At 46.3% G+C, this 21,294-nt stretch carries 9 protein-coding genes and 1 riboswitch; all 9 genes read left to right on the forward strand.

Annotated features, from left to right (window positions below; genetic code table 11):
- The first annotated feature begins 137 nt into the window (after nucleotides 1-137).
- Nucleotides 138-248, forward strand: a riboswitch (purine riboswitch).
- A gap of 106 nt (nucleotides 249-354) precedes the next feature.
- The 9 genes from MHB43_RS14275 (at nucleotide 355) to MHB43_RS14315 (ending at nucleotide 21,278) form a co-directional block, all read left to right on the forward strand.
- Entirely contained in the window at nucleotides 355-1,308 is a 954-nt protein-coding gene (locus tag MHB43_RS14275) for a DMT family transporter (protein WP_221819555.1), read from the forward strand.
- A 433-nt stretch (nucleotides 1,309-1,741) separates the two neighbouring features.
- Nucleotides 1,742-2,167, forward strand: a complete 426-nt coding sequence (locus MHB43_RS14280) for a cupredoxin domain-containing protein (RefSeq protein ID WP_074094860.1) — start codon at nucleotides 1,742-1,744, stop codon at nucleotides 2,165-2,167.
- 96 nt (nucleotides 2,168-2,263) lie between these two features.
- Entirely contained in the window at nucleotides 2,264-3,286 is a 1,023-nt protein-coding gene (locus tag MHB43_RS14285) for an SDR family oxidoreductase (RefSeq protein ID WP_221819554.1), read from the forward strand.
- Nucleotides 3,287-3,442: 156 nt separating this feature from the next.
- Nucleotides 3,443-10,945 carry a fibronectin type III domain-containing protein gene (locus tag MHB43_RS14290; protein WP_405132181.1) on the forward strand — a complete coding sequence of 2,501 codons (7,503 nt, stop codon included), beginning with the start codon at nucleotides 3,443-3,445 and terminating at the stop codon, nucleotides 10,943-10,945.
- Between the two features lie 127 nt (nucleotides 10,946-11,072).
- Complete coding sequence (gene treR / locus MHB43_RS14295; RefSeq protein ID WP_237175597.1) at nucleotides 11,073-11,783, forward strand: trehalose operon repressor; 711 nt, start codon at nucleotides 11,073-11,075, stop codon at nucleotides 11,781-11,783.
- A gap of 173 nt (nucleotides 11,784-11,956) precedes the next feature.
- Nucleotides 11,957-15,295 (forward strand): DUF5107 domain-containing protein, encoded by a 3,339-nt coding sequence (locus MHB43_RS14300; RefSeq protein ID WP_405132182.1) that lies wholly within the window; start codon nucleotides 11,957-11,959, stop codon nucleotides 15,293-15,295.
- Between the two features lie 50 nt (nucleotides 15,296-15,345).
- The gene (locus tag MHB43_RS14305) at nucleotides 15,346-17,685 is read left to right on the forward strand and encodes a beta-galactosidase (RefSeq protein ID WP_339184674.1); all 2,340 of its coding nucleotides are present in this window, start codon (nucleotides 15,346-15,348) and stop codon (nucleotides 17,683-17,685) included.
- A gap of 411 nt (nucleotides 17,686-18,096) precedes the next feature.
- A complete protein-coding gene (locus MHB43_RS14310; protein WP_405132425.1) occupies nucleotides 18,097-19,029 on the forward strand; it encodes a glycoside hydrolase family 5 protein in 933 nt (310 codons plus the stop codon).
- Between the two features lie 179 nt (nucleotides 19,030-19,208).
- Entirely contained in the window at nucleotides 19,209-21,278 is a 2,070-nt protein-coding gene (locus MHB43_RS14315) for a bifunctional aldolase/short-chain dehydrogenase (protein ID WP_405132183.1), read from the forward strand.
- Nucleotides 21,279-21,294 lie beyond the last annotated feature (16 nt).

The following is a 21,294-nucleotide window of genomic DNA, read 5'->3' on the forward strand; positions in this document are numbered from 1 at the left end:
TAATCAGAGTACTCGAAGTATAGTACAGCGATCGAAGCGACTCGGTGTAATAATGTAGTTCAACTTTTTAGACGGAATAGGGTTGACACCATCTCACCTCCCATGTAATATATGAAAAGTCGTCACACACGAATTACATCAAATTGCATATATCATTTCGTATAACCTCGCAGGCCGAAAGTGTACACAGGGCGAGGGTCTCTACGGGAAGCCTATACTTCCTAACTACGATGCCAAGGAATCAATGTATTCCTTGCTCGTAGTTAGGATTTTTTGCATTTAGATGGTGTCTGTGACATTGGCATGAACCAACATGCGGGCGTATTTTTCTTATCATCAGGAGGTTTATTCACAATGAAATATTATCTGTCCGTTCTCGCGGGAGCGATGAGCTATGGCATATTATCCACGATTGTGGTTCTGGCGTACGGCGAAGGATATAAACTTGGAGAGGTTGTGGGAGCACAGCTGATCACGGGTTTTCTTCTATCCTGGATGCTGGCGCTATACACAAGATTTAGAACAAAACGTAAGTCACAGGCAAATGGCAAAGCATCAGGAGCCGTGGCACAGGTATTCAAGCGGTTGACGTGGAAACAACGTCTGATATTGATGGCTGCTGGAACACCAACCGTAATTACAGGTCTCGTGTATTATCAGTCTTTGCGTTACATTCCGGCTTCACTTGCCATTATCCTGTTGTTCCAGTTCACTTGGATTAGTGTATTGATTCAGGCGATAAGCAAACGACAACGTCCAGACAAAGTCACGTTCCTGACGTTGATCATTCTGTTCGGTGGAACCTTGCTGGCAGCGGGTTTCCTGGAACAAGGATTGGGTGAGTTCAACGGTCTGGGTATTGCTCTTGGGCTAATGGCAGCCGTAAGTTATTCCCTGTTTGTCTTGTTCAGCGGCAAAGCGGTTCCTTCAGCGCATCCAGCCTTCCGCAGTGCGTGGATGGTTACAGGCGGATTGATCCTGCTGTGCATTTTGTTCCCGCCGACATTCCTCTTTAACGGATTGATCTGGAGCCAATTGCTTGTATTTGGATTGCTACTCGGATTCTTCGGGGCATTCATTCCACCAGTACTGTTCGCTATCGGCGTTCCGCATATTGGTGGTGACATGGCCGGAATCCTGGGTGCAGTGGAGCTTCCAATTGCAGTTTTGTTATCCTCAATCGTGCTCCATGAGCATGTCAGCGGATTGCAATGGTTCGGAGTTATTATAGTGCTCATTGGTGTAGCCCTGCCAGAGTTGTATAAATTACGCATGAGACGAAGTCGGAATACACCGATATATTCCTGAGTTATACAAAAAGGGATATTGCAAAGCATGAACGGGAATACCCGTAGATAAGCCTGAGAAATCAGGCTTTTTCTATTGAAATATTCTATATAAATTGAACTAAACATTTACACGAAACGGAGAGGACAGAAATAATCTGAAGAAGCGAAGCGTGCGCCTACAAGCTTTCTGCAAGAAAGCTACATCGGAAGCATACGCTATTCCCGGATTTTACCCTTTGAAAAAGGAAATCAAAAAATCTGGGGATAACAGCGATCGAAAGGTTGTTCTGTCATCGGAGTGTCCAGTGTAAATATTCTTTAGTTCCACTTATATAGCTCAACCGCAATAGCCCAGAGGGGTCATTTTCATTGTCATGCGAATCAGGTATGCTTAAAGAATACATCCGTCTGTTGATTGAATATTGATGGGACATCGAATGAGGAGTGTTTATATGAAAAGCTGGTTTGGAAAAACATGGCCTTGGTTAACGCTGGGTCTGACCGTTGTTGTACTGCTTGGATCATTTTTGGTTTATTTTATGGGCAAAGACGTATCCCCGGGATCGGGAAGTGCAGTAACAGCACAAGCCGAGACTGCGGAGGATTTGAAGGGATATGAAGTCATTGATGTGGACGTGAGCAACGATGGTTTTGGACCAGACGTCATCGAGGTGAAAGCTGGCGTACCGACCAAAATCAACTTTATTCTGACCCGGTCGGTGACACATGTGAAATCAGTGGGATCACAAAAGCTAGGCATGGATCTATACATGCAAAAGGGACCCAATTATTATACGGTCGACAAAGATCTGCCCAAGGGAGAATATGAGATCCATTGCGGCATGTACATGATATATGCAACGATTAAGGTCGTATAAACAGAAGGAGCAAGGTTTCGGGTCACCGAGCTTTGCTCCTTTTTTTGGTGCGTGATATCATGGAAAAGTGGGTAAAATCGATCAGGAGGTGGCGAAATGAAAGCGCTATTTATTGGAGGGACAGGCACCATCAGTACGGCCATTACGGAGATGCTTGCACAGCAAGGCTGTGAACTGTATTTAATTAATCGCGGCAATCATAACGATGACTTACCTAGTGAGGTCAACGTACTTCAAGCGGACATTAATGACGAGACACGTGTAGCGGAACTGATAGCTGATCTGGAATTTGATGTTGTGGCAGACTTTATCGCTTTTGTACCGTCTCAATTGGAGCGAGATTACCGTTTGTTCAAGGATAAAACCAAGCAGTTTATATTTATAAGTTCAGCATCAGCGTATCAGACTCCTCTGGCTGATTACCGGATCACGGAAGGTACGCCCTTATCGAATCCATACTGGGAGTATTCTCGCAACAAGATTGCCTGTGAAGACTATCTGATGAAACAATACCGCGAGCATGGGTTTCCTGTTACCATCGTGCGTCCGAGCCATACGTATGGCGACAAATCGGTACCTCTCGGTGTTCATGGTGCTCAAGGCAGCTGGCAGGTTCTCAAGCGTATCCGTGAAGGAAAACCCGTTATCATCCACGGAGATGGCACCTCACTGTGGACCATTACGCACAATACTGATTTTGCCAAAGGGTTTATCGGGCTTATGGGAAATATCCATGCCATTGGTGAATCGGTACATATCACCTCGGATGAATCCGTCACCTGGAATCAGATTCATGAGATTATAGCTGGTGTGTTGGGCGTTAAGCTTCATGCGGTGCATGTACCCTCTGAGTTCTTGGCCGCATGCAGTGATCAGGATCTTCGCGGCGGATTGCTGGGTGACAAAGCCAATACCGTTGTCTTTGATAACAGCAAGCTGAAGCGGCTTGTTCCGGAATTTGTAGCAACGACAAGAGCTGATCAGGGCATTCGACGTACGATTGAGCACATTCTGGCGCATCCTGAATTACAGACCGAAGATCCGGAATTTGATGTATGGTGTGACAAGGTCGTTGGCGCACTAGACGAAGCGTTATTAAAGATCAGAGATGAGAAATGAGAAGTAAGGCGTTCATGATCAAGTGTTTACATTCATGCGCTTAATCGTTATAATCAAGAAAAAATGACACTTGTTAGGGGAGGCACCCCAACTTAGGACATCGTTCCTTTGTTGGGGTGCCTCCTTTTTTTTGTGTGCCAAAAAGGAGAGTAGACGTTGAAGAAATCAGGAAAACGTGTGAAGAAACAAGCGGAACAATTAACCAAAGTGGTACTGGCATTTGCGTTATTATCACCTCAAGCCCTGTTGCTTGAATGGGGCGCAACGACGGTAATGGCTGAAACGGTTGAAACCATCGGGATTGTATCCGATACGTCCAGCATGAAGGCTGTACAGTCCTCCAAGGTGAAAGTGGAGATGAACAGTGATGGTAAATACAGAATTGTATTACTACCAAACATAAATGTATTTTACGGTGGTGATACAGGGAATGTATCCACCATTATCGACCATAATGGATCACCCGTGAACTTCAAAACATTGCCGCTTAATTATTACCGAATTAACAATAATGTGATTGAAATGTCCAGGCAAAAGGACAATGTCGAATATATTTTGCGTGTATCTATCGTTAATGCTACCTCACAAGGTGGATACATGAAGGTTGAACTGGAAGCCATCAACCGCAGTGGATCGGCACTGAATTTGGGTGGAACATTTTATTGGGATACGATGGTGAATGGCAATGATGCATCTCCGTTTGAAGTCATCGAGAATGGATGGCGCAATTACAGCGGCGGCGTTCAGGTCACGGCTTTTTATGCGAATACGTACAATGTTGTGAATGCAGATCGCATATACATGGGACAGTACAGCGGTCCGGACAATGCGCAGCTAACAGGGGGTTCTTCACCTTCGTCATTCACTACAGGGCAGACCGTTACGGCGAGTGATACAGCTGCGCAATTCTGGTGGAATGCCAAAGCAACAGCGAATCAGGCTTCACGCAAATTTTCAACGATCGTGGGAATCGGCCCTCAGAACGTTCCGCCTTCATTTACACTAACGGCTCCTTCTTCGGGGCAAACGTATTACAAAGGCGAGCAACTTCAGATCTCTGGTACAACGCGAGATACGGATGTAGGAGACCTATTGACCGTGAAATGGTCCATTGATGGTGGGTCTGAGAACATTTTGACCCAGATGACCGCGACGGGTTCAAATCAGTCTTTCAACACTAACTACACATTGCCTGACACCCTGCCAGATGGTACGCACACATTGCAAGTATGGGTCATGGATGACAAAGGTGGGGTGTCCTCAGCAGGAACCGTTAACTTTACGGTTAGAAGTTTTGTTGTGCCTGGAACGCCGACTTATACACTGGTTAACCCTAATAACTTGACGGTCAACTGGGATAAGAAGGCCAATGACGCCTCTGTTACATATGAGCTGAAGAATATGACCACGAATCAGATCGTGGATACAGGTGCGTCAAACAGTCGGCAGGTGACAGGGCTCACTCCGAATACCAGTTATTCTTTTGCTGTACGTGCCAAAAATTCAAGTGGTTCCTTCACGGGGTACTCCAGTCCATCCACCAAATATACATTGGCGAATCCACCCGCTGCTGCGGCTGTGACACAATCAGGCAACTCTGTTACAGCGAGTTGGAATAATAATAGTAACCCTGCGGGCACTCATTACAAAACGGAAATACGCAGTCCAGGTGGGCAAGTCCTCGCAACGGGAACAACAACTTCCACACGTACAGAATTTGCCCTGACCGGACTCGCGGATGGAAAATATGAAGTTCTTGTGGCGGCACTGAATGGTGAAGGGATACAGACCCCGTTTATATCCGCTGGAGAGATGATTAAAGATACGACGGGTCCAACTGCTCCTTCCATTACAGTCACTCCATCCACATGGACCAAGGAAGATGTTCTGGTCACGGTTGAAGAGGGGAAAGATGCCTTAAGCGGAACTCAGAAGACTGAAGTGAAAGTTGGTCTGGCAGGAGAATGGCGTGAATACAGCGCTCCGTTTACCGTAAACAGTGAAGGCAACACAACTGTTATGGCACGCAGTATTGATGCGTTTGGTAATACAGGACAGGAAACGGCTGTGACAGCCAGAGTAGATCGGACGGCACCAACGCCACCTGTCATCTCGCTCAATCCGCCGGAATGGACAAAAGCGGCGGTAATCGTGACATTAACGGAGGGTACGGACGAAGCAAGTGGCATTGGTCTGACACAATATAAGCTGGGAAGTGAGGGAGAATGGATCGACTATAAGGCTCCTCTTACACTAAGTGAAGAAGGGATAACCGAGATTTACGCACGAAGTGTTGATCGGGCCGCGAATGTCAGTGCTTCCACTTCGGCAACAGCCAGAATCGACAAAACTGGGCCTGAGCAACCAACGATTACGTTAAATGAAGAGGATTGGACGAATCAGGATGTAACTTTTGCAATAAACAGTGGTGAAGATGCAGGCAGTGGGCTTGCCAAGAGCCAATATCGACTTAACAAAGAAGGTCCCTGGATCGATTACACGGGCGAAGTGACGGTCACCGATGAGGGAGAAACGATTGTATATGCACGCTCACTTGACCGTGTAGGCAATATAAGCACGTCCGCTCAGGCTACAGTTCGAATTGACACGACAGCTCCAACCGAGCCGGTAATTAGTTTGAGTTCTTCTGGATGGAGTAAAGAACATGTACAATTTACTATCGCCGGAAGCGTGGATGAACGAGCGATCTCCTATGAATACAGCATGAATGATGACCCGTATATGGCAGGAAATAGGGGTACAGTAAGTAAAAATGGGGCTACCACCATTCGGGCGCGAGCAAGGGATACCGTTGGCAATGTAAGCAAGGAAGTGAGTCGAATCGCCTATGTGGATCAGATGGCTCCCACGATTACTTTTGCACCGAACGGACATGGCTGGACGGACACGGACATATCCACTACCATTCAGTATGCCGACGCCCACTCAGGCATTCAGGAACTGGAACGATTCTATCAAGTTACGAACAGTGCAGAATCACCGGATCATTGGCTTGAAGCTCGCTCTGATGAGCATCAAATATCCATCGAATCGGAAGGCATATGGTACATCCATGCGAAAACCATGGACAGAGCAGGGAATACATATGAGACAACATCTTTGCCTTATCAGATTCAACGCAAGCCTGAGCAACCAAGTCATGTGAAAATAACACAGATTGGTGAGACGTCAGCTGAACTTACAGTGGATCTGCCAACGGGGGAAAGGTATACCGATGGATATCAGTATGAGATAACGAATAAAACAACAGGACAGTCATGGACACTGGATTATCCTAACCACAGTATAATCGATCACTCCCTAAGTGGTGGTCAAGTCTATGAATATGAAGTTAGAGTGAGAAACCATACCGGAGTAAGTGATGCAGTAAGCGCTCAAGTATTAACTACCCCGGCAGCTCCCGGAACGTTGCACGTTCGAAAAGTAGATTCCCAGCCCAATTTGGCCGAGATTCAATTTGATCCAGTACGAGGAGCAGATGCTTACCGCATCATCGTGACTACTTCGGACGGTGCCACCGTATTTGATCAGACGGTATCTGATCCTGGCAGCCTTCCCTATGTCAGCAACCTCGTTCCAGGAACCATTCATAACATCTCGGTAACCGCAATGAATGAAAGTGGCGCAGGTGGTAGCAGTAGGACCGGATTTCTCACACTGCCGGCAATGCCCGGTGAGTTTATGGCGGTTCAAATTCAGGAGCATGATATTTCATTAAAATGGGAAACACTGACTTCTGCAACGTATTATGGGCTTTCACGCGATGGAACAGCCATATATGAAGGTGAGCAGACGGAGTATCTGGACTCGGGTCTGGATAGCGGAACGGAGTACAGCTATACGTTAATAGCCGGAAATGAGACAGGAACAGGACCGTTGGCAGGATTACCTTTGCTCAAGACTTTACCTGGGCAGGTGTCCGGCTTACAGGTATCAGATGCTTCCACAGGGAGCCTTCGTCTGAATTGGGAAGAAGTACGAGGAGCCGATCGTTATGAGTTATGGTTGAATGGAGAGAAGTCGGGAACGGTTCCTGCTGGAACCCAAGAATGGGTCTTTGCGGGACTGAGTTCAGGAACATCTTATCAACTGGATGTACAAGCAGTGAACGGAAGTGGACAGGGGATGCGCAGTTCGGTATCAGGAACAACGCTACCAGATAGCCCGTCGGGACTTTACGTTGTTCAAGTAACTGAACAGGGAGCAATCTTGAGCTGGGAGCCTGTAGCTGGGGCAACGAAATATCGGGTGGTCCTCGATGGACATAGCCATGAGATATCAGATACACAACTCGCAGTTCACCACCTGTCAAGCAGTCATGAGTATACCTATGAAGTACAGGCGGGCAATGCTGCCGGGTACGGTGTATCTACCAGTAGTACAATTCTTACGCTACCTAGCAGGCCGGAAGGACTTAATGTCACATCGACTGGTGAGACAAGTATGGGACTTGCATGGCAAGCTGTAGATACGGCGAATCTCTATATTGTGAAAATCAATGGAACAGAAATGGGCAGAACATCAGAACTGGCCTACATGCTTGAGGGACTGTTGCCAGGTACAGAGTACGTTTTGGAAGTTCAGGCTGTGAATGCTTCTGGATCAGGTGAAACAGCTCAGCTCATCCGATTGTCCAAACCTGTGTCGCCTGCCGAAGTACTTGTTGATTCAGGAGTACATCATGCAAAAGTTTCCTGGTCTGTCGTGGAAGGTGCCGCTGAATACGTGATTGAGCAGAATGGTAAGGAGATCTATAGAGGAATGGAGAATGAAGCAACGATTACAGGACTCCAGGATGGAACGTGGCATCGCTATCAACTATGGGCGGTCAACAGACAGGGAACTCGTTCTGAAGCGACGGATGTATCTCTGCTGACTTTGCCTGAGAAACCCGTTAAGATTGCGGTATATGATGTGGCAAAAAACAGCCTAAGTCTGGATTTCAGTAACACTGGTGTCCAAGGGGCAGATCATTATGTCATTGAACGGGATGGAAGAGAGATCACTCAGATGGATTCAAGTGAAACCCAATTCGTAGACAAGGATCTGTCGCCAGGAACGAAATACACTTATGCAATTCGGGCAGTCAATGTGAGTGGAACGAGTGCGCCGCTTACTTTCAGTGTGATGACTCAAACGTTACCATTGGTTGCAGAAGGTATCACAGTTGAAGCCGGAACACATGAGGTGGATCTGGCTTGGTATGTTGTTCAGGGAGCGGCTGCATATGAGATTCGAAATCGGGTAACGGGAGATGTACAGAGCGTGTCTGAACCGTCTGTACATCTCAATAGTATGCTGGATGGCACAGCATATGAATTCGAACTTGTTGCGATTAATGAAGATGGGCATCGGTCAGAGTCTATTCAGATTCAGGTTTTAACGAAACCCATCTCACCTCAGACGGCAGGCATAACACATATCACAGATCAGACTGCGGTACTGGACCTGACTGGAAGCTCCACACGGGGAGCAGAGCAATTCATTATTATGCGGGATGGCGTTGAAGTCGCTAAGGTTCCAGCAGATCAAGCTTCATTTGAAGATCTTGGACTGACACCAGGAGAGCATTACACGTATACCATCAAAACATCCAATGCAACGGGAGAGAGTGATTCCGGTTTCGAAGTTCACTTGCGAACGTTGCCTGCGACCATTCATGAACCTTTACATGCAAGGAAGATTAGGGAAAAGGAGGGATTAATCTCTTGGCCAAAGGTACAAGGTGCGGAGGGATATACCATACGAATCGGAGATCAGATGTTCACCACGATTGAAGAAGGGGATATCACAGAGGTGAGATTAACTCATCTGGAGAGTGCAACCCGATATGATCAGGTACAGATTATTCCTTATAATACGGCTGGTTCAGGAAGTCCAATGATCGTGACTCCTTTTTACACCTTACCTCATGTTGATTCACTGGAAATGAAGATATATCCGGAGACAGATCACGTCAAACTGGAATGGGACTTCCCTTATGGGAACGAAACTTTTGTTATATTACTGGATGGTACAGAAGTATACCGAGGCAAAACAAAAGAGTTTATTGTTGATCAACTGGATGCAGGCAAACAGTACTCGATTGAAATCTACACAGAGAATGATCAGGGAGATGCATCGGAGAAGCTGGCGTATTCCGTTCTGACCAAACCAGTAGCTCCTGTCAAAGTAGAGTTTAATTCAGCGAAGGATCACATTCGTCTTCTATTGGAACAGAGCCGGGTCGAAGGTGCCGAGCAGTTTATCATTGAGCGTGACGGTGTAGAGATTGCTCGTGTTCCTGCAGACGAACTGTTCTATGACGACAAGGAACTCGAACCGGGCGTGAACTATATCTATACAGTGAAGACCATGAATGCCTCCGGCAGTAGTGATGGTGGTTATTACCTTCAAGCAATGACTTTGCCCGGTAGTGCTTCTTCTCCTCCTGTAGTAGAGGGGCGTTCAATGTATGGTGCAGACATTGTATGGGAACTGATTCCTGGTGCTGCGGGTTATCGAGTTTATCGAAATGAAGAGCTTGTAGGAACGACCATGGAGACATCCATACATGTGTCTGAATTAAACAGTGCCGAGCGTTATACTGACTTTGCAATCATTCCATTTAATGAGGCAGGTGAGGGTGAGGCGCTCCAGGTTCCGGAATTCGAGACGTTGCCTTCCGAGGATCTGACAGTTGCAGCCGTAGCGCAAGGCACAAGTGCGATTAAGCTAACTTGGGAACTGGATTCAATAAATGAGGTGATTGTGATCACCCATAAAGATCGTGAGATCTACCGTGGCACGCAGCGCAGTCATGTATGGACAGGACTGAATGCCGAGCAACATTATGAGGTGGAAGTATGGACGGAGAATTCAGCAGGTGAAAAAAGTGAAAGCAAACGGGCCGCAGCCATGACTTTTCCGTATCCACCATCCGCCTGGAGCGGTGGCGGTGCAACCCCGAGTCCAAACGGTACATCGGAACAAGCCGATGAGGTTAGTTCACAACCAGAACCGTCTGAGCAACCTGATGTAACTGCGAAAAAAAATATCAAATTTATTGATATCAGCCAAACATTCAATAAAGATCAGATTACCTGGCTGGCAGAACAAAATATTATTCAAGGTGTAAGTGAAACCCGCTTCGAACCACGCCGTCCGATCACGCGTGCAGAATTTACCGCATTAATCGTGCGTCTGATGGGTGTGGACACAACGGTAGATGAACAGCATGGATTTCAGGATGTAAACGACGATGATTGGTTCGCTCCAGAGATTAAGGCAGCCGTTCACCATGAGATGGTTCAAGGTATGGGGAATAGGAAATTCGCTCCACATGCACTGGTAACCCGTGAACAGGCATCCAAGATTATAGCAAATGTTGTTCGTAAAATCAGACCGGAACCGCTGACTTCCCCAAGAGCGTTTACCGACCAGACTGATGTATCTGATTGGGCCAAAGAAGAAGTGCAGGAACTTGCAGGTTTGTACATGATTACCGGATATGAAGACGGCAGCTTCCGTCCCATGCAGCACTTAAGCAGATCCGAAGCTGCAGCGCTGATCTTCCGCTTAAATAAGCTGATTCAAGTCATGGATGAGAACGGTATAGATCAAGTGGAAAAAGCTTCAGCGTTCGATCGTCATATCTAGATTGAATTGATTCTTACATGTGATACTACATTCATCGGCAGTAACGACATTACCGCTTGATTGGTTTTTAATGTTATAATAGGTTGCCAATATGATAAAAAAGGGTAATGAACAATGGTGATGAATAATGAATAATAAATTTATCCGGATATATGAAGATATTGCAGATCGTATTCGGACCGGAGAGATTGAGGCAGGGACGCTGCTTCAATCGGAACTGGATCTATCGGAAAGTTATCAAACGTCTCGAGAGACTATTCGCAAAGCATTGAAAATGTTGTACGAAGAAGGTTATATTCAGAAGATTCAAGGCAAGGGCTCGATTGTACTGGACATACGCAAGATCGATTTTCCCATCTCAGGTCTGGTTAGCTTCAAGGAATTAGCCAAAAAAATGGGACATCGCGCTAAAACGTATGTGAAGGTATTTGAGGAGCAACAGGTGGATCAGGCGTTGCACAAGAAAATTAACTTTGGTCTGAATGAACAGGTCTGGGAGATCAGACGTGTGCGCAAAGTGGATGGAGAGCATGTCATACTGGACAAAGATTACATTAGCCAGCGGCTTGTTCCTGGGCTCAGCAAAGAGATCTGTAATGATTCCATCTATGAGTACATTGAGCAAGAGCTGGGGCTTTCGATTTCGTTTGCCAAAAAAGAGATTTTGGTGGAGGAACCTACCGCCGAGGACAGGGAACTGCTTGACCTTGAAGGTTTCCACAATGTAGTTGTGGTGAGGAGCCAGGTGTACCTGGAGGATGCCAGTCAATTTCAGTATACGGAATCAAGACATCGACCGGACAAGTTCAGGTTTGTGGATTTTGCACGTCGTAGATAAGTTAATCAAGATCGATCAGAGAGTACCTTTCACTGAATTATTCAGTGGATTGGTGCTCTCTTTGGTTATGGGGGAATCCGAAGATCGTCCATCAAGAACCGCTTAATGTCAATGTTCTTCCTGCATGTCGGAGCGTATGATCACAATATATACGAGGCCGAGGAGTGAGGGAATTGAATCACGTGACAGCGACATCCAATGTTCGCATATGGGAAGAAACCAGGGATATTCCAACCTATGGTACAGGTAAACCGGACAAAAATCCGATGTTTCTTGAAAAGCGAATCTACCAGGGAAGTTCGGGTAAGGTGTACCCGCATCCCGTGATCGACAGCATTGAAGATGAAGCCCAAATGAAGTCGTATCGATTAATTATTCTTGAAAATGAATATGTACGTATCGAGCTGATGCCCGAATTGGGGGGACGGATCTATCGTGCGCTGGATCGGACCAACAACTACGATTTTGTATATTATAACCGGGTGATTAAACCTGCACTTGTGGGTCTGGCAGGGCCATGGATTTCCGGAGGAATTGAATTCAACTGGCCACAGCATCATCGGCCCAACACGTTTGGTCCAGTCGACTATACATTTGGCAGTAATGAAGATGGAAGCGCTACCGTGTGGGTGGGTGAGATTGATCGCATGTATGGTACCAAAATGACCGCTGGCTTCACATTACATCCCGGCAAAGCCTATCTTGAAATCCATGCTGAGGTATACAATCGCACCAGCGCACCTCAAACTTTTCTATGGTGGGCCAACCCGGCTGTAGCCGTCAACGATCATACACAATCCGTTTTTCCACCTGATGTAACGGCTGTGCTGGACCACGGAAAACGGGACGTATCCCGCTTTCCAATCGCAACCGGCACCTATTACAAGATGGACTATTCCGAAGGTGTGGATATCTCCCGATACAAAAACATACCGGTTCCAACATCCTATATGGCTTATAAGTCGGATTATAATTTTGTAGGGGGTTATGACCACGGGGTTCAGGCAGGTTTGTTGCATGTAGCCAATCATCATATTTCTCCGGGCAAGAAACAATGGACCTGGGGGAACGGGGCATTCGGGCAAGCCTGGGATCGTCAGTTAACGGACGAGGATGGACCTTATATTGAATTAATGACAGGGATCTATACCGATAATCAGCCTGATTTTACGTGGTTACAGCCCTATGAAGCGAAATCATTCTCGCAGTATTTTATGCCGTATAAAGGAATTGGTATGGTCAAAAATGCAACGATTGATGCAGCGGTTAATCTGGAAATGGACGAAACGACCGGAATGGTAAACGTGATGGTATATGCGACGTCGGTTTTTGAACAAGTGACCGTTGAAGTGATAGGACCAACCACGGTTTATCTTCATGAGAGATGTAATATCTCACCTACGGAACTATATAAATCTTCATTCCCGTGGAGTGGACAAGATGAATGGCATCAGTTGAAGTTGAGTGTTCGAACTGCGGAAGGAAGACAGCTTGTGGCCTATCAGCCTGAACGTTCTGAGATTCAGGAAGTTCCAGACCCGGCCACCCCACTCCAGATACCATCCGAGATTCGTACGAATGAACAACTATATCTGGCTGGTCTTCATCTGGAGCAATATCGGCATGCCACGTATGAACCGGAACCTTATTATCTGGAAGGTTTGAAGCGTGATGCAACGGATATTCGTCTAAACATTGCGTATGGCACATTGCTGCTGCGAAGAGGGTTGTTTCAAGATGCAGAGAAGCATTTCAGACAGGCCGTACAATCGCTGACGTGGAAAAATACGAATCCATATGATAGTGAAGCTTTTTACCAACTCGGTCTGAGTTTGAAACTACAGGGGAATCAGGCAGAAGCCTACGCAGCACTGTATAAAGCCGTATGGTCTGCACAGTATCAGGATACGGGTTATTACATGCTTGCTCAGATCGATACGGCGTTACATCGAGACATCGAAGCGTTGGATCACATCGAACGTTCGCTGATTCGTAATACCAGAAATTATAAGGCTCGGCATCTGAAGGTGGCTCTGTTACGTAGATTGGGTCAAGATAAACAGGCCATTCAATATGCGCGTGAGACACTGGAACTGGACCCGGTTGAATTTGGAGCTGCACATGAATTAGTCCTGATCTATAGCGGAGCGACTGCACCTTCAGAGAGAGAACAAGCGGAGCAAGCACTTGAACATTTCCATCGTCTGATGCGAGGAGACGTTTATAATTATCTGAATCTAGCCGCAGACTACGTGGATTGTGGATTGTGGGAAGACGCACTGACGGTACTCTCTTATGTTGAATCCGAAATTGCACAGCCGTATCCTATGGTTGGTTATGCTCAGGCTTATTTGTATCGTCAGCTGGGGGATGTGAAGCAGGCCCGGGAATGTCACAAGCAGGGGAAAGCTGCTCCAACGGATTATTGTTTTCCTAATACGATATTTGAATTCATGGTGCTTCAGGATGCATTGGCAGTGGATTCAAATGATGCGCGTGCTCACTATTACCTGGGAAATTGGTTATATGATCATAAACGCTACGAGGAAGCAATCACCCATTGGGAAACTTCACGCGAGGTGGATGCTTCATATTCGACTGTACATCGGAATCTGGGCCTGGCTTATTATAACAAGTCGAATCGGCCCGATCTTGCACTGGCATCATTGGAGGAAGCTTTCCGGTTGGATTCGCAAGATGCACGGATCTTCTACGAGTTGGATCAGCTGCGCAAGAAGATGGGGTATTCCTGCGAGCATCGAATCAAACAGCTGGAAGATCACATGGAGCTGGTTCATCATCGTGACGATCTGTACATTGAGTGGGTAACTTTATTGAATATGCAGGGTAGCCATCAAGAAGCATGGAATGCCCTTCAGACTCGGCGGTTTCATCCATGGGAGGGTGGAGAAGGCAAGGTAACAGGACAATATGTTACGGCACTGACGGAACTTGCAAAGCAAAAACTGGAGAAACAACAACCTGAACTAGCATTGGAGCTGCTGCAGAAGGCTTTGGTTTACCCGGAGAACTTAGGTGAAGGTAAATTGGAGGGAGCAGGAGATAATCCCGTTTACTTTTATCTTGGCTGTGCCTACAAGCAACTGAAGAATGATCAGGCGGCAGAGGAGAATTTCCACAGAGCATCCATCGGTTTGAATGAACCGGCAAGCGCGATGTTTTATAATGATCAACCGCCGGAATCCATCTATTATCAGGGTCTGGCCTGGCAGAAACTTGGCAATGTGAAGGAAGCAAATCGACGCTTTAACAAACTCATTGACTATGCGGAAAGACATATGCATGATCACATCCGAATGGATTATTTTGCGGTATCTCTGCCCGATTTCCTAGTGTTTGACGACGATCTCAATCAGCGAAATGAAGAACATTGCCGATATATGCGGGCATTGGGTCTTCTGGGGCTGGGTCGGACGAGTGAAGCCAAACTTGAGTTGGAGCGGGTATTGGAGAAGAATCCCAATCATCAAGGGGCAATCATCCATCGATAATTGATAATCGTTCAACACATCCCATTTATAGCGAAGGAGTTATATAATCCATGAATGATAATATAGCAGGTAGCCAGATTCGCTTTATATTGGATGCGGAAGATAAAGAGATTCGTGCGGGTTGCATGACTGGCAGTGGCGGCAAAAGTCCACAAGGGGAATCGTATGATTTTACCAACTATTATATGACTCGTAATGCTAAACCCCATATTCCCGTGGTAGGTGAGTTTCATTTCTCCAGATTCGCTTACTTGCAGTGGGAAGAAGAATTACTGAAGATGAAGGCAGGCGGGGTGAACATTGTCGCTTCCTATGTTTTCTGGAATTTTCACGAGGAGCAGGAAGGCGAATTTAATTGGTCAGGAAATCTGAATTTACGGCACTTTGTGGATCTGTGTAGCAAACATGAGCTGCCGCTGATCGTGCGAATTGGTCCATTCTGTCATGGGGAAGTGCGTAATGGGGGGATGCCGGATTGGCTATTCAGTTATCCATTCGAAGTCAGGTCGAACGATGAAGGGTATCTGTATTACGCCAAGCGATTATATCGGGAGATTGCCCGTCAGCTCAACGGCTGTTTTTATCAGGAGGGTGGCCCTGTTATCGGGGTACAGTTGGAAAATGAGTACATGCACGCTGGCGCACCCATGGATGCATGGGGGTATACCCGCGAAAAATACATTACCTCCGGCCGGGATGGACGAGAACATCTGAAGATGCTTCGCCATATTGCCGAAGAAGTCGGTATGAAGCCGATGTTCTATACTGCCACGGCCTGGGGCAATGCTGCCGTGCCTGAAGAAGGAACGTTGCCGATGCTCGCGGGGTATGCGTACACACCATGGATTCCCAATCAGCCTCCAAGCCGGGAGTATTTGTTCCGGGATCTGCATATGAATCCTGTGGAAGAAGTGGATTATGACAGTCTGGAGTACCCTGCTGCGTATTGCGAGCTTGCTGGGGGCATGCAAGTCAGTTATCACGCTCGTCCGGTTGTTGATGCGGACAGTGTCGAGGCGATGACCATTGTGAAGCTTGCGAACGGCAGCAATCTGGTTGGGTATTATATGTATCACGGGGGGACCAATCCGATAGGCAAAAGTTCATATATGAACGAACAGGCATTGCCGAAAATGACGTATGACTATCAGGCCCCACTCGGGGAATTCGGACGTATTGGTGAATCGTATGACCGCATTCGTAGCTTGTCCATGTTCCTGGAAGCATACGGTGAGTTGCTTGCACCAATGGGCTGTGTTATACCGGATGGTCAACAATCTATAACCCCGGAGAACACGTTGGATCTGCGTTGGTCTGTTCGGCAACAAGATGGCTCGGGATTCCTGTTCATGAATAATTATCAGGATCATGTGGCGATGCCTGATCGTGATATCCAATTGGAGCTGCATACCAGCAAAGGGACTGCTTCTTATCCCAGAGAAGGAACGATGCGGCTGAAATCCGGCATGGCGGCCATTCTGCCTTTCCATATGAATCTGAATGGAATGAAGATCATTAGTGCTACCGTTCAGCCACTGACCCGATTTATGGTAAATCAGGAACTCACAGCTGTCTTTTATGCCCATGAAGGTATGGCGCCTGAGTATGTTATTGATACAGCATCTGTTACAAATGTGGATATGCCCGAAGGTACAGTATCAGAGCAGGGGAATGAAGTTGTGATACATCCGATTGCCGGCAAAGACCATCATCTGAGGATCACAACATCGGACGGTATGGCCATACGTATCATTACATTGACCCGTGAAGAGGCCTTGAATGCCTACCGTTTCCGTGTGGGCGGAGAAGAAAGGCTTGTAATTAGCAGCAGTCATCTGTATGTACAGAATGAGATGCTCCTATGTACATCCGTGGAGCAACCAGAGATGGAGGTATCCTTCTATCCGGCTCCAGAGCATGTTTCAGCTTCGAAATATGCTGTGTCATCACAGTCGAAGCCGGGAATATTCGTTACGTATACATTCCAAGTTTCGTCTTACGAGCCTGCTGTAGAGGTTGATTCTCCCAAAGAGTATGCAGCAACACTGAGATTGGACACAGCGTGGCCGGAACAAGTAGATGACGTGTGGGTTGAGATTGATTATGAAGGAGACGTTGCAACAGCACATATTCATCATCAGATGTTAACGGATCATATTCACTATGGACACAGCTGGATGCTTGGTTTGAAACAATCCCGTCATTTGCTGGCTGATCACGCGCTTCGTCTGTCTATAACTCCAATTCGAAAAGGGACGACTGAGAGTTATGTGAATCAGGCTTATGTGGAGCGGTTTGAGGGCGTGGAGATTGGAAAGTTTAATGAGATTCGGGTGAGATCACAGTACCGAGTTGGGTTAGTATTGTCGGGAGTTAGAGAAGACACTTAGTCTAAATCAGGAGTTAAACAACAGATAAACAAGACTTAAACAACAGTTAACTTTCGTTAATAATACAGAGGGTTCTTTCTCCGAACGATTGTGAGGGGAGAGAGCCCTTTTTGCTGTGTTATGTAAAAACAAATGATTCCTAATCATAGTAAAAAGATCTTGACTGGTAAGCGTTTTCAATTTATCATAACCTCATAACCTTAACGATAAAGTTTATTTAAACTAAATAACGTAACTATAATAAAGTTATTAGTTGTTTATTTGCTAACAAAAGAACTTCTATTACCAACGATTTTAGTTAACTTATTGCCTGGAGCAGGGTTAATTGAAATAAAAAAAACAAATACAGGAGGTTCCAAACGAATGGTTAATCTGAAAAAGTGTACAATCTTCACGGTTATTGCTGCTCTTATGTTCATGGTATTAGGGAGTGCAGCCCCCAAAGCTTCTGCTGCTACAGGTTTTTATGTAAGCGGTAACAAATTGTATGATTCCACAGGTAAGGCTTTTGTCATGAGAGGTGTTAATCACGGACATTCCTGGTTCAAAAATGATTTGAATACCGCTATCCCTGCCATCGCCAAAACAGGTGCCAATACGGTACGCATTGTTCTTTCGAATGGTAGCCTGTACACCAAAGATGATCTGAACGCTGTTAAAAATATTATTAATGTGGTTAACCAAAATAAAATGATAGCTGTACTCGAGGTACATGACGCCACAGGGAAAGATGACTATAATTCGTTGGATGCGGCGGTGAACTACTGGATTAGCATTAAGGAAGCTTTGATTGGCAAAGAAGATCGGGTCATCGTTAACATCGCCAATGAATGGTATGGAACGTGGAATGGAAGTGCGTGGGCTGATGGTTACAAAAAAGCCATTCCGAAACTCCGAAATGCGGGAATTAAAAATACGCTAATTGTGGATGCAGCCGGATGGGGACAGTTCCCACAATCCATCGTGGATTATGGACAAAGTGTATTTGCAGCCGATTCACAGAAAAATACGGTCTTCTCCATTCATATGTATGAGTATGCTGGCAAAGATGCTGCAACGGTCAAAGCCAATATGGAGAATGTGCTGAACAAAGGATTGGCTCTGATCATTGGTGAATTCGGGGGATATCACACAAACGGTGATGTGGACGAGTATGCCATCATGGGATATGGTCAGGAAAAAGGGGTAGGCTGGCTTGCCTGGTCTTGGTACGGAAACAGCTCCGGTTTGAACTATCTGGACATGGCCACAGGTCCAAACGGAAGCTTAACGAGCTTTGGCAACACTGTAGTTAATGATACCTATGGTATTAAAAATACTTCCCAAAAAGCGGGGATTTTCTAATCCGCCGTTGAAACAGGAACACTCTGACGGTTACGTCAGGGTGTTTCTTTAATAAAATAGTTCAATCTATAATGACTTTTGAATATTTCCGTTTGGTTTTAAAATATTTTGTTTTCAAAATAAAACAAAGATGTTAAACTCGGATTAGGAATAAAACAAACATTATCGGAGGGAAACAAATGGTACAGAGTTTATGGAATGCATCGCAGGCATCTGAGAAAACAACAGGACTTGAGCAGTTGGTTTACCGATCCAATCTGATTGGAACTGATCGCAGTGTATGTAACATCTACGGTGGCAATACGTCTACCAAAACGACAGTGAAGGATTTTCGTGGTCGTGATGTAGAAGTAATGTATGTGAAGGGAAGCGGCTCTGACCTCGGTTCGATGGAAGCGAAGCACTTTACGGGACTTGGACTTGAAGACATTCGACCATTAATTGAACGTGAATCCATGTCGGATGAAGAGATGGTTGAGTATCTGGGACATTGCATGATTGATGCCAAGCACCCGCGCGCCTCTATTGAGACTCTTCTGCATGCGTTCCTTCCATATAAACATGTGGATCATACGCACCCGGATGCGATTATCAGCCTGTGTTGTGCGCATAACGGCAAGGAATTGGCAAAAGAGATCTACGGTGATCGATTTGTATGGGTGCCTTACGTACGTCCAGGATTTACGTTATCTAAAATGATTGCTGAAAGCGTATTCTCGAATCCCAATGCCGAACTCGTACTAATGGAAAAACACGGACTTGTCACTTGGGGAGAAACATCCGAGGAATGTTACGCTCAAACGATCAAGATCATCAATGAAGCAGAAGCATTCATCGAAGCACGGGTGGACGAAGGAAGTTTGTTCGGTGGTGTGAAACACCCGGCACTGGCCGCTGATGTTCGTCGTCAGATCGTATCACGTGTAATGCCAACAATCCGTGGAGCGGTATCGGATAGCAAAAAAATGATTTTGTCCTTTGATGATCAAGAGGACGTACTTGCTTTTGTGGGCGGAGCAGATTCACCGGAATTGTCACAGGTGGGTGCAGCTTGCCCGGATCATCTGGTACATACCAAAGTGGTACCTCTGTTCATTGATTGGACACCGGATGCGGAAGATATTGAAGGGTTAAAAGCCAAGCTGGTAGAAGGCGTGGCAGCCTACAAAGAGCAATATCAGCAGTATTTTGAGAGCAACAAAAACGAAGGTGATGTCATGTTCGAAGCGGCACCACGCGTTATCCTCATTCCAGGTGTAGGCATGATCAACACAGGCAAGAGCTGGGCGCTTTCCCAAGTAAGCGGAGCGTTGTATCACAGAGCCATTGCCGTTATGCGTGGAGCTACTAGCCTGGGTCAATTCGTATCACTCAGTGCAAATGAATCTTACAATGTGGAGTACTGGCCGCTGGAATTGTACAAATTGTCTTTGGCTCCGGCAGAAACCGAATTCTCCCGTAAAGTGGCGTTTATCACAGGTGGAGCAGGCGGAATCGGAAGTGAAACAGCACGTAAATTGGTATCTGAAGGGGCACATGTGGTGCTTGCTGATCTCAACCTGGAAGGCGCACAGAAGGTAGCACAGGAAATTAATGATCAGTACGGTGCAAATCGTGCTTATGCGCTGAAAATGGACGTAACCGATGAGGAAGCCGTTCAATCTGCGTATGCTGATGTTGCGGTGCAATACGGCGGAGTGGATATCATCGTGAACAATGCCGGATTGGCCACATCCAGCCCATTTGACGAAACGTCCCTGAAAGAATGGAACCTGAATATGAATGTACTGGGCACAGGGTATTTCCTCGTGGCTCGCGAAGCGTTCAAGCTGATGAAACAACAGGGTATTGGAGGAAGCATGGTATTTATCGGATCCAAGAACTCGGTATATGCAGGTAAAAGTGCCTCGGCTTACAGCTCAGCGAAAGCGCTGGAAGCACATCTGGCACGTTGTATTGCAGCAGAAGGTGGAGAGTATGGCATTCGTGTCAACACGATTCTTCCAGATGCCATTCTACAGGGTTCAGCGATCTGGAACGGTTCCTGGAGAAATGAACGAGCAGTTGCATATGGAATTGAACCGGATCAATTGGAAGAGTATTATCGCAAACGGACGACATTGCTCGTGAATATCTATCCAAGAGATATTGCGGAAGGAATTGCCTTCTTTGCTTCTTCGAAATCCGAAAAAACAACCGGTTGCATGATGACCATTGATGGCGGTGTACCGGCAGCATTTACACGTTAAAATAGGAGGGTTCTTG

The sequence above is a fragment of the Paenibacillus sp. FSL H8-0317 genome (genome assembly GCF_045040685.1).
In the GTDB taxonomy this organism is placed as follows: domain Bacteria; phylum Bacillota; class Bacilli; order Paenibacillales; family Paenibacillaceae; genus Paenibacillus.

Bases quoted from the DNA above. Each gene is read 5' to 3' on its own strand.
- MHB43_RS14305 (WP_339184674.1), top strand. From the start codon at position 15,346: ATGAATGATAATATAGCAGGTAGCCAGATTCGCTTTATATTGGATGCG.
- MHB43_RS14280 (WP_074094860.1), top strand. From the start codon at position 1,742: ATGAAAAGCTGGTTTGGAAAAACATGGCCTTGGTTAACGCTGGGTCTG.
- MHB43_RS14310 (WP_405132425.1), top strand. From the start codon at position 18,097: ATGTTCATGGTATTAGGGAGTGCAGCCCCCAAAGCTTCTGCTGCTACA.
- MHB43_RS14315 (WP_405132183.1), top strand. From the start codon at position 19,209: ATGGTACAGAGTTTATGGAATGCATCGCAGGCATCTGAGAAAACAACA.
- MHB43_RS14285 (WP_221819554.1), top strand. From the start codon at position 2,264: ATGAAAGCGCTATTTATTGGAGGGACAGGCACCATCAGTACGGCCATT.
- treR (WP_237175597.1), top strand. From the start codon at position 11,073: ATGAATAATAAATTTATCCGGATATATGAAGATATTGCAGATCGTATT.
- MHB43_RS14275 (WP_221819555.1), top strand. From the start codon at position 355: ATGAAATATTATCTGTCCGTTCTCGCGGGAGCGATGAGCTATGGCATA.